Raw genomic sequence first — 11404 nt, forward strand, 5'->3', positions numbered from 1 at the left:
AAAGTGAGTGTGCTGGGGGCAAAAGCCAATATTCATCAGATCCATCAAATGTGATACAATATTGATACTTATGTTTAGATGGAGAAGTAGGTGAAATGTTTGCGTATTTTAGAAAAAGCACCGGCAAAAATTAATCTCTCACTTGATGTTCATGGAAAAAGACCGGATGGATATCACGAAGTGGAGATGGTGATGACAACAATAGATCTTGCAGATCGACTAGAGCTGACGGAGCTGGACAAAGACGAAATCCGTGTATCATCTCATAATCGTTTTGTGCCAGATGATCAACGGAATTTGGCTTATCAGGCAGCTAAATTATTAAAAACAAGATTCGGTATTCAAAAAGGCGTATCGATTGTCATCACAAAAGCAATTCCCGTCGCAGCAGGTTTAGCTGGAGGCAGCAGTGATGCCGCAGCAGCGCTTCGCGGCTTAAACCGTTTGTGGAAGTTAAATCTCACGTTAGATGAACTAGCTGAGCTTGGAGCGGAGATCGGCTCAGATGTCTCTTTTTGCGTACACGGAGGGACAGCGCTAGCGACAGGACGTGGAGAGAAACTAAAGCATATTGCGACACCGCCGCATTGCTGGGTGATTTTAGCGAAGCCGGTGATTGGGGTATCTACAGCTGAGGTCTACAGACAATATGACGCAAGCAAAGTAGAACACCCAAATGTACAGCGTATGATTGAAGCAATTGAAGCGAAAGATTATAAAGAGATGTGCGGCTCACTCGGTAACGTGTTGGAATCTGTGACATTAAAGATGTATCCGGAAGTCGATATGATTAAGAGACAGATGAAGCGTTTCGGAGCAGATGCTGTATTAATGAGCGGCAGCGGGCCAACTGTATTTGGCTTGATTCAATATGAATCGAAGGTACAAAGAATATATAACGGACTGAGAGGATTTTGTGATCAGGTTTACGCTGTCCGCATGATCGGCGAACAAAATACCCTTGATTAAATCCGTATATTAAGTTATATTATTCATAAATTATTCGGGTTCTGGGGGTAAGTTCATGAAGTTTCGTCGAAGCGGCAGATTGGTGGACTTAACAAATTATTTGTTAACCCACCCGCACGTACTAGTACCTTTAACTTTTTTTGCAGAGCGATATCAATCTGCAAAGTCCTCTATTAGTGAAGACTTAACGATTATCAAACAGACCTTCGAACAGCAGGGAATAGGGACTTTACTTACTGTACCTGGCGCTGCTGGCGGAGTGAAATATATTCCAAAGATTCATTTAAAAGAAGCAGACGAAGTGGTAAACGATATCGGAGAGGCATTATCAACTCCTGAACGTGTGCTTCCTGGCGGCTATTTATATTTAACTGATGTTTTAGGCAATCCATCGATTCTTGCGAAAATCGGTAAGCTTTTTGCGACCATTTTTTCGGATCGACCGATTGATGTTGTCATGACTGTTGCGACGAAAGGTATTCCGATTGCCTATTCTGTTGCAGATTATTTAAATGTGCCTGTTGTGATCGTTAGAAAAGATAATAAGGTAACAGAAGGATCAACTGTGAGTATTAATTATGCATCAGGTTCTTCTAACCGAATTCAAACCATGTCACTTGCAAAGCGGAGCTTAGATAAAGGATCCAATGTGTTGATTATTGATGACTTTATGAAAGCAGGCGGAACCATTAATGGCATGATGAATCTTCTAGAGGAATTTAATGCAAATGTTGCAGGGATCGGTGTTTTATTAGAAGATGAAGGCGTAGATGAACGTCTTGTCGATGAATATGTATCACTTTTAAAGCTTTCAACCATTGATATGAAGCAGAAAATCATTGAGATTAATGAAGGTAATTTCCACGAGTTTTTTCATTCGAAAGCTTAAGTTTTGATCAAACATGTATTTGAATGGGAGAGATTGATATGACAAAAGTTGTTCAAACCAAAAACGCGCCAGCAGCCATTGGACCTTACTCTCAAGGGATTATCGTCAATAACATGTTTTACAGCTCAGGGCAGATTCCATTAACGCCAGCTGGAGATTTTGTGAATGGAGATATTAAAGAACAAACACATCAAGTGTTTCATAATCTTAAAGCCGTCCTTGAAGCAGCGGGTGCTTCCTTTGAAACAGTCGTGAAAGCAACGGTTTTCATTAAAGATATGGAACAATTCGCTGAAGTGAATGAAGTGTACGGTGAATACTTCCATACACATAAGCCAGCTCGTTCGTGTGTAGAAGTAGCCAGACTTCCAAAAGATGCACTTGTAGAAATTGAAGTTGTGGCATTAGTGAAATAAACAGGCCATCTCTTTGGAGGCCGTTTGGTTTCATTATATGTATGAAAAGGCATCGTCATGATGTCTTTTTTCACGCAACCGATGTAAGCGTCGTCATTAAAATGACAAAAAATGTATAAATATCCCGATATTTCAAAAAAAGTTTAAAAAAAGAGCAGGAGAATCACCACAATCGTTGAATACCTAATTAATGCTTTTATATTGGGAAAAGGTGGTGAACTACTGTGGAAGTTACTGACGTAAGATTACGCCGCGTGAATACCGATGGTCGCATGAGGGCGATTGCATCCATCACGCTGGACCACGAATTTGTTGTTCATGATATTCGTGTGATTGATGGAAACAATGGCTTGTTTGTTGCAATGCCTAGCAAACGTACGCCTGATGGAGAGTTTCGCGACATTGCACATCCAATTAATTCAAGCACTCGGGGTAAAATCCAAGATGCTGTTTTAAATGAGTATCATCGCTTAGGCGAAGAGGAAGAGACAATTGAATATGAAGAAGCTGGAGCTTCTTAAAGATATGTGAACCTAAAAAGACAGCTTTAAGAGAAAATGAATGTTTTCTTTTAAATGCTGTCTTTTTTGCGTTTTTCCTCATGATTCTTCTAGGTTTCAACCATTAGAAAATTAATGCACTTCCTCTTGTATCCTTGAAATCAGTCCTTATTTAGGATATATTTTTCTATGGATAATAGGGATATTGGAGGCCAATCAATGGATAAGCGGTTCGCAGTGATTTTAGCAGCGGGAAAAGGAACAAGAATGAAGTCAAAGTTATACAAAGTACTTCATCCAGTTTGCGGAAAGCCAATGGTCGAGCATGTGGCAGATCAAGCGTTAAAGCTATCTTTAGCCAAGCTTGTGACGATTGTCGGTCATGGAGCAGAGGACGTCAAGAAGCAGCTTGGGGAAAGAAGTGAATATGCACTTCAAGAAGAACAGCTGGGAACAGCACATGCCGTCAAACAAGCTAAATCGTTCCTCGCGCAGGAAAAGGGAACAACCATTGTCATTTGTGGAGATACACCATTATTGACAGCGGAAACAATGGAAGCCATGTTAAGTGAGCATCAAAAACAACAAGCAAAAGTGACGATTTTGACAGCACACGCGGATGATCCAACAGGTTATGGACGTATTCTTCGTGATGAAACAGGTGCTGTAGTAAAAATCGTCGAGCATAAAGATGCAAATGATGCTGAACGTCAAGTGAATGAAATTAATACTGGAACCTATTGCTTTTCAAATGAAGATCTCTTCCGTGTGATTGAGCAAGTGTCAAATGAAAATGCACAAGGTGAATACTATTTGCCAGATGTCATTGAAATTCTAAAGAATGAAGGACAGACGGTTGCAGCGTATCAAACACCGCATTTTGAAGAAACACTTGGAGTCAATGATCGTATCGCTCTATCACAAGCAGAGCAATTCATGAAGCGACGTATTAATCATCAGCATATGAAGAATGGTGTAACCTTGATTGATCCTGAGAACACGTATATCTCGCCAGATGCAGTCATCGGTGAAGATACAATGATTTATCCTGGGACGGTCATCAAAGGGAATGTAAAGATTGGTGCAGATGCCACAATCGGTCCGAACACTGAAATTGTTGATAGCGTAATTGGAGATCGGACAGTCATTAAGCAGTCTGTTGTCTGTGATAGTGAAGTTGGGGTAGATGTGACAATTGGACCGTTTGCTCATATTCGCCCGTTGTCGAAAATTGGCGATGAAGTGAAGATCGGAAATTTTGTCGAAATCAAGAAAACAGTTTTCGGTGACCGAAGCAAAGCGTCTCATCTAAGCTATATTGGAGATGCAGAGGTCGGAGCGGATGTAAACCTTGGTTGTGGATCCATTACAGTTAATTATGATGGGAAGAACAAATTCTTAACGAAGATTGAAGATGGCGCATTTATTGGCTGCAATTCAAATCTCGTTGCACCAGTCACTGTCGGAAAAGGGGCATATGTTGCAGCCGGTTCAACGGTTACAGAAGATGTACCGCAGGATGCATTGTCTATTGCTAGAGCAAGACAAGTCAATAAAGAAGATTATGTGAAAAATATTCATAAAAAATAATCCAAATACCCGGAGGTTTACCATGTCTAATCGTTATGCTGATGCGAATTTAAAGATATTCTCTTTGAATTCAAACCCTGAACTTGCCAAAGAAATTGCCGATCGTATCGGAGTTGATGTAGGAAAGAGCTCTGTTAAACGTTTTAGTGACGGTGAAGTCCAAATCAATATTGAAGAAAGTATCCGCGGCTGTGATTGTTATGTTATTCAATCTACTAGTGCGCCAGTCAATGAGCACATTATGGAGCTACTCATTATGGTAGATGCACTAAAACGCGCTTCTGCGAAAACGGTCAATATTGTCATCCCTTATTACGGATATGCACGTCAAGATCGTAAGGCGAAACCTCGTGAGCCAATCACAGCGAAGCTTTTTGCGAACTTACTTGAAACAGCAGGTGCTACACGTGTCATTGCACTTGATCTTCATGCGCCGCAAATCCAAGGTTTCTTTGATATTCCAATCGATAACTTAATGGCTGTGCCAATCTTAACAAACTATTTCGAACAGAAAAACTTGAATGATATCGTTGTTGTGTCTCCTGACCACGGTGGTGTTACGCGTGCGCGCAAAATGGCGGACCGCCTGAAAGCACCAATCGCCATTATCGACAAACGTCGTCCGAAGCCGAACGTGGCTGAAGTGATGAACATCATTGGGAACATTGAAGGAAAAACGGCGATTCTCATCGATGATATCATTGATACAGCTGGTACGATTACACTTGCTGCAAATGCACTTGTGGAAAATGGAGCGGCTGAAGTCTATGCTTGTTGTACTCACCCAGTATTGTCTGGACCAGCAGTAGAACGCATTACAAACTCTAAAATTAAAGAATTAGTTGTGACAAACAGTATTCACTTAACAGATGACAAGAAAGTTGGAAAATTCATTCCGCTTTCAGTTGGGCCTTTGCTTGCAGAAGCCATCATCCGTGTACATGAAGAAGAATCTGTAAGCTACCTTTTCAGCTAATTTTCTGATTGGAAAAGGCCCTAGGCATCAGCTTGGGGTCTTTTTGCTGTGATAAATGAAAGCCAAACATGTTTAAAATGATTCAGTTATGGGTATTTATGAAAGTAGTGACAAAAAAGAAATAGGATGGTGCTGAATATGGCAACTTTAAAAGCAAATAAAAGAACTGATTTCAAACGTTCCACACTGCAAAAAATCCGTCATTCAGGACACGTTCCTGGTGTCATATACGGAAAAAATACAGACAACCTTGCTGTTTCATTAGACAGTATTGATTTATTAAAGACATTACGTGATGAAGGAAAAAACACAATCATCACATTAGACGTTGGCGGTGAAACAAAATCTGTGATGGTGACAGAATTGCAAACAGATCCGTTGAAAAATGAGCTTGTCCACGCTGATTTCCAAGTGGTCGACTTGCAGCGAGAAATTGACGCAGATGTACCTGTACAACTCATTGGAGAATCCAAAGGGGTAAAGGATGGCGGTGTCCTTCAGCAGCCACTATTTGAGCTATCTATTACAGCAAAACCAAAGGATATCCCGCAAAATATTGAAGCTGATATTACAAACTTAGAAGTAAATGACGTACTAACAGTTGGTGATCTGTCTGTTCAGTCTACGTATCAAATTAATAATGATCCAGAAGAAGTTGTTGCTTCGATCTTACCGCCTCAGCAATCAGAGGTTCCGGAGCCAGATAGTGAAGAGGAAACGCAAGAGCCTGAGGCCATTAAAGAAAAAGATGACAGCGAAGAATAACTGGTCAATTAGAGACGTAACCCTCCCGCGGTTACGTCTTTTGTGCTAGAATGAAAAGAATTCATACGTTTTGCATGAGGCAATCACATTGGCTCATTTTTTAGGCGTGTGCATGTGCGACAAAGGAGGTTATTGGTTTCATGATTGCGTTCGTTGGATTGGGTAATCCAGGAAAAGAATATGAAAAAACAAGACATAACGTCGGGTTTATGACAATAGATGAACTATCAAAAAAATGGGATATCCCATTAAATCAATCAAAATTCCATGGACAATATGGAACTGGGTTTGTTTCGGGGCAAAAGGTTCTACTTGTGAAGCCTCTTACATATATGAACTTATCGGGGGAATGTGTGCGTCCGCTGATGGATTACTATGATATACCCCTTGAACATTTGAAGGTCATCTATGATGATCTTGATTTGCCAACGGGACGGATTCGTTTGCGTACAAAAGGAAGTGCAGGCGGACATAACGGAATCAAATCGTTGATTCAGCATTTAGGTTCACCAGAGTTTGACAGATTCCGTATCGGCATTGGCCGTCCACAAAACGGCATGAAGGTCGTCGATTACGTACTAGGACGCTTCTCAGAGGAAGAACAGCCTGATATCTCATCTGCTATTCAAGCATCTGTTGAAGCTTGTGAAGCGGCTTTAACAAAGCCATTTTTAGAAGTGATGAATGATTTTAACAAGAAGGTATAAGAATGATAAGCAAAGCACATACTGATCATAAAATCTCAGCATGGGAGGATCACGTATGGCTTTGCACTATTACTGCCGGCACTGTGGTGTAAAGGTTGGCAGTCTAGATGAATCCGCTGTCCAAAGTGAAGCACTTGGATTTCATCACTTAACAAATGAGGAAAGAAACGATATGATTTCTTATAGGGAAAATGGTGATTTACATGTACAAACCATTTGTGAGGATTGCCAAGAGGCGCTCGAAAGAAATCCTGATTACCATCAGTATCATACCTTTATTCAATAAAAAGCTTTGGTGTAGATAATAGACCAAAGCGTTTTTCTGTTTTAAACAAGCAGGGAGGAGGAGCCAAATGAAAAATATACAATCATTTATCAAACAAAGTGATGATTTTCAGTCCATTTTCAATGGGCTAAAGGAAGGTTTAAAAGAACAACTGCTCGCCGGACTATCAGGCTCCGTCAGATCTTTATTTACAGCCGCCATATCAGACGAATTAAAGCGGCCGATGTTTATTGTGACACACAACTTATATCAAGCGCAGAAGGTCACAGATGATCTAGCAAGTGTGATGCCAGATCGCTCGGTCCTTCTTTATCCTGTCAATGAACTCATTGCATCTGAAATTGCTGTGGCAAGCCCTGAGCTTAGAGCGCAGCGTCTTGATGTATTGAATCGTCTCGCGAATGGAGAAAATTCGATTGTCGTGACCCCAGCAGCTGCAGTGCGTAGAATGCTTCCTCCTGTTGAGCTCTGGAAGGAGAGTCAGATCCATTTAAAGGTTGGTGAAGAAATTGATTTGGAGGCGTTTTCAAAACAACTCGTGCAAATCGGTTATGACCGGACGTCCATGGTCGCTGCGCCCGGAGACTTTAGTGTGCGCGGAGGAATCATTGACATTTATGCGTTAACGGAAGACCACCCGATCCGTATTGAGCTGTTTGATACAGAAGTGGACTCTATTCGGTCCTTCCACTCTGACACGCAACGTTCATTGGAAACACTTCAAGAAATCAAGATTGGCCCGGCGAAAGAGCTGATTGTAAGAGGGCCTGAACGAGTGAGAGCGATTGAACAGCTTGACGAAGGTCTTGCCAGCAGCTTAAAGAAATTCAACTCGGATAAACAAAAAGAACTGCTCCATCAGAATATTTCTGCTGATCGTGAGAAGCTGCTAGAAGGTATTGTGACACAAGAAATGACGAAGTATCTGTCCTATTTCTATGAAAAGCCTGCTAGTTTGCTAGATTATACATCGCAGGATACGATTATCATTCTAGATGAAATCAGCAGAATTCAGGAGATGGAAGAACAGCTTGAACAGGAAGAAGCAGATTGGACAATTAGTCTGCTGGAAGAAGGGAATATCCTGCATGATCTAGCCCTTTCCTTCCCATTTCAAGAGCTGTTCAATCAGCAATCGAGATCGATTCTGTACTATTCCTTATTTTTGAGACATGTTCAGCAGACCAATCCGCAAAATATCGTCAATGTATCTAGTAAGCAAATGCAGAATTTCCACGGGCAGATGAATGTGCTTGCAAGTGAAATTGAACGCTACAAAAAGCAGAATTATACGGTTGTCTTTTTAGGTGCAGATGAAGAGCGGACAGAGAAGTTGTCATCTGTCTTGCATGATTATGACATTGAAGCAGCTCTTGCTAAACCTGATGCTGAGCTTGTCAGCGGGCAAGTATATATTTTACAAGGTGAGCTTCAAACCGGTTTTGAACTACCTTTATCCAAGATTGCTGTCATTACAGAGGGTGAACTTTTCAAGAAACGTGTGAAGAAGCAGGCACGTAAGCAAAAGCTGACAAACGCAGAGCGAATCAAAAGCTATTCAGAACTGCAAGTGGGCGATTATGTGGTGCACATTAACCACGGGATCGGTAAGTATTTAGGAATTGAAACGCTTGAAATTGGCGGCATTCATAAAGATTATTTAAATATTCATTATCAAGGAAGCGACAAGCTTTATGTCCCCGTTGAACAAATTGATCAGGTGCAGAAGTATGTAGGGTCAGAAGGAAAAGAACCAAAGCTATACAAACTAGGCGGTAGCGACTGGAAACGTGTGAAGAAAAAAGTAGAATCATCTGTGCAGGACATTGCAGATGATCTGATTAAGCTGTACGCAGAACGTGAAGCAAGCAAAGGGTATGCTTTCTCGCCTGACCATGAGATGCAGCGCCAGTTTGAATCTGCATTCCCTTACCAAGAAACAGATGATCAAATTCGCTCGATTCATGAAATCAAGCAAGACATGGAGCGGGAGCGCCCGATGGATCGTCTGCTTTGTGGAGATGTGGGCTATGGAAAAACAGAGGTGGCGATTCGAGCGGCCTTCAAAGCCATTGCTGACGGGAAGCAGGTGGCACTGCTTGTACCAACAACGATCTTAGCGCAGCAGCATTTTGACACGATTATGGACAGATTCCAAGACTATCCTGTTAAAATCGCTCAGCTTAGCCGCTTCCGTACACGAAAAGAAACAACAGAAACCTTAAAAGGGCTGAAAAACGGAACGATTGATATGGTCATTGGGACGCATCGCCTTCTTTCAAAAGACATTGTGTACAAGGATTTAGGACTGTTAATTATCGATGAAGAGCAGCGCTTCGGTGTGACGCATAAAGAGAAAATTAAACAAATGAAAGCCAATATTGATGTGCTGACGTTAACGGCAACGCCAATTCCTCGTACGCTTCATATGTCGATGCTTGGCGTACGTGACTTATCTGTTATTGAAACACCACCTGAGAACCGTTTCCCAGTTCAAACCTATGTTGTCGAGTACAATGGTGCGTTAGTTAGAGAAGCCATTGAGCGAGAACTGGCAAGAGGCGGTCAAGTGTACTTCCTTTATAACCGAGTGGAGGATATTGAACGAAAAGCAGATGAAATCTCGATGCTTGTTCCAGACGCAAAAGTAAGCTACGCACACGGGAAAATGAGTGAGAACGAGCTGGAATCCGTGATGATTAATTTCCTAGAAGGTGAATCGGATGTACTCGTTAGTACAACCATTATCGAAACGGGCGTAGACATACCAAATGTGAACACGCTCATTGTTCATGATGCTGATAAAATGGGGCTTTCGCAGCTGTACCAGTTAAGAGGACGAGTTGGGCGCTCGAATCGTGTGGCCTATGCTTATTTCACTTATCGAAAAGATAAAGTGCTTTCTGAAGTAGCTGAGAAAAGACTTCAAGCCATTAAAGAATTCACTGAGCTTGGGTCAGGCTTTAAAATTGCGATGCGTGATTTAACAATTCGAGGAGCAGGGAACTTACTTGGTGCACAGCAGCATGGATTTATTGATTCTGTTGGCTTCGACCTTTACTCTCAAATGCTGAAAGAAGCCATTGAAGAAAGAAGAGGCGATACGACTGCTCAAGAAAAATTTGAGCCGGAAATTGACCTCCAAATTGACGCCTACATTCCAGATAGCTATATTTCTGATGGCAAACAAAAGATCGAGATGTATAAACAGTTTAGAGCGATTGGATCAATAGAAGAGCGGAAAGAGCTTCAAGATGAAATGATTGACCGATTCGGAGAATATCCGCAAGAAGTGGCTGATTTGTTCACGATTGCGACGATGAAGGTGTACGCTGTGCAGGAACGTGTCGAGTTGATCAAGATGGAGAAAGGCATTGTTAGACTCACTCTCGATGAAAAAGCAAGCAGCGACATCGATGGTCAAAAATTATTTGAGCTTGGCAGTCAATATGGACGTGATATCGGTCTTGGCATGGAAGGCAGCAAGCTGATTATTTCTGTCCAAACAAAAGGCAAGAAAACGGAGGAGTGGCTTGAAGTCATTCTTCGTATGCTTCGAGGTCTTCAAGATGTGAAAAAAGAAACCATTCCATCTTCATAAAATTTTGTTGGTCTCTCGTGTATATTACGTTTGATGTGACGGATACTAATCTCAGGGTCAAGTGGTGAATGTTGCATAAAGTGGACGCTTTTGTTCCATTCACCCAACACATCATCAAACGAAAGAGAGGCAGCAGTGAATGAAAGCAACTGGAATTGTACGCCGCATCGATGATCTAGGTAGAGTGGTTATACCGAAGGAGATTCGCAGAACATTGCGCATCCGGGAAGGAGATCCACTTGAGATTTTTGTCGACCGCGATGGAGAAGTGATTTTGAAGAAGTATTCACCGATTAGTGAGCTAGGAGACTTTGCGAAGGAATATGCTGATGCATTATTCGACAGTTTGGGTCATTCTATCCTCATCTGTGATCGTGATACGTATATTGCTGTATCCGGTAGTTCAAAAAAAGAGTATTTAAACAAATCCATTAGTGATTTACTTGAACGAACAATGGATCAGCGTAATTCTGTATTAGAGGACAGCAAGAAAGAAATTCAGCTTGTGGATGGTATTGATGATGATGTATCAGCTTATACCATTGCACCTATTGTTGCAAACGGAGATCCAATTGGCGCCGTCGTCTTATTTTCTAAAGAGCGTTCAATGGGAGAAGTGGAGCATAAAGCGGCAGAAACGGCAGCTGGCTTCTTAGCCCGTCAAATGGAACATTAGGTCTAATAAATCTATATCATTTTGATAAA

Annotated in this window: 11 protein-coding genes; all 11 read left to right on the forward strand. The window is 41.6% G+C overall.

The annotated features are described in order from the left end of the window. Positions 1-99: 99 nt before the first annotated feature. Positions 100-969 carry a 4-(cytidine 5'-diphospho)-2-C-methyl-D-erythritol kinase gene (gene ispE / locus ACTJJQ_RS18595; RefSeq protein ID WP_017359321.1) on the forward strand — a complete coding sequence of 290 codons (870 nt, stop codon included), beginning with the start codon at positions 100-102 and terminating at the stop codon, positions 967-969. 55 nt (positions 970-1024) lie between these two features. Then, positions 1025-1858, forward strand: a complete 834-nt coding sequence (gene purR, locus ACTJJQ_RS18600) for a pur operon repressor (RefSeq protein WP_440600488.1) — start codon at positions 1025-1027, stop codon at positions 1856-1858. A 38-nt stretch (positions 1859-1896) separates the two neighbouring features. Further along, positions 1897-2274 carry a 2-iminobutanoate/2-iminopropanoate deaminase gene (gene ridA, locus ACTJJQ_RS18605; RefSeq protein ID WP_008341860.1) on the forward strand — a complete coding sequence of 126 codons (378 nt, stop codon included), beginning with the start codon at positions 1897-1899 and terminating at the stop codon, positions 2272-2274. Between the two features lie 224 nt (positions 2275-2498). Continuing rightward, positions 2499-2795: a septation regulator SpoVG gene (spoVG, locus tag ACTJJQ_RS18610; protein WP_008357439.1), complete on the forward strand. Its 297-nt coding sequence runs from the start codon at positions 2499-2501 to the stop codon at positions 2793-2795. Positions 2796-2993: 198 nt separating this feature from the next. Further along, positions 2994-4364 (forward strand): bifunctional UDP-N-acetylglucosamine diphosphorylase/glucosamine-1-phosphate N-acetyltransferase GlmU, encoded by a 1371-nt coding sequence (gene glmU, locus ACTJJQ_RS18615; protein ID WP_072368353.1) that lies wholly within the window; start codon positions 2994-2996, stop codon positions 4362-4364. 22 nt (positions 4365-4386) lie between these two features. Next, on the forward strand, positions 4387-5340 hold the full coding sequence (locus tag ACTJJQ_RS18620) for a ribose-phosphate diphosphokinase (protein WP_003217907.1): 954 nt from the start codon (positions 4387-4389) through the stop codon (positions 5338-5340). 138 nt (positions 5341-5478) lie between these two features. After that, positions 5479-6105 (forward strand): 50S ribosomal protein L25/general stress protein Ctc, encoded by a 627-nt coding sequence (locus ACTJJQ_RS18625; RefSeq protein ID WP_008341853.1) that lies wholly within the window; start codon positions 5479-5481, stop codon positions 6103-6105. Positions 6106-6245: 140 nt separating this feature from the next. After that, positions 6246-6812: an aminoacyl-tRNA hydrolase gene (pth, locus tag ACTJJQ_RS18630; RefSeq protein WP_007496201.1), complete on the forward strand. Its 567-nt coding sequence runs from the start codon at positions 6246-6248 to the stop codon at positions 6810-6812. Positions 6813-6867: 55 nt separating this feature from the next. After that, positions 6868-7098: an anti-sigma-F factor Fin family protein gene (locus ACTJJQ_RS18635; RefSeq protein ID WP_003217967.1), complete on the forward strand. Its 231-nt coding sequence runs from the start codon at positions 6868-6870 to the stop codon at positions 7096-7098. A gap of 67 nt (positions 7099-7165) precedes the next feature. Then, positions 7166-10699, forward strand: coding sequence for a transcription-repair coupling factor (mfd, locus tag ACTJJQ_RS18640; protein WP_440600489.1), 3534 nt, complete (start codon positions 7166-7168; stop codon positions 10697-10699). 139 nt (positions 10700-10838) lie between these two features. Beyond that, complete coding sequence (gene spoVT, locus ACTJJQ_RS18645; protein ID WP_007496196.1) at positions 10839-11375, forward strand: stage V sporulation protein T; 537 nt, start codon at positions 10839-10841, stop codon at positions 11373-11375. Positions 11376-11404 lie beyond the last annotated feature (29 nt).

Origin of the sequence: Bacillus sp. 22483, assembly GCF_052044605.1 — a bacterium.
GTDB lineage: Bacteria > Bacillota > Bacilli > Bacillales > Bacillaceae > Bacillus > Bacillus altitudinis.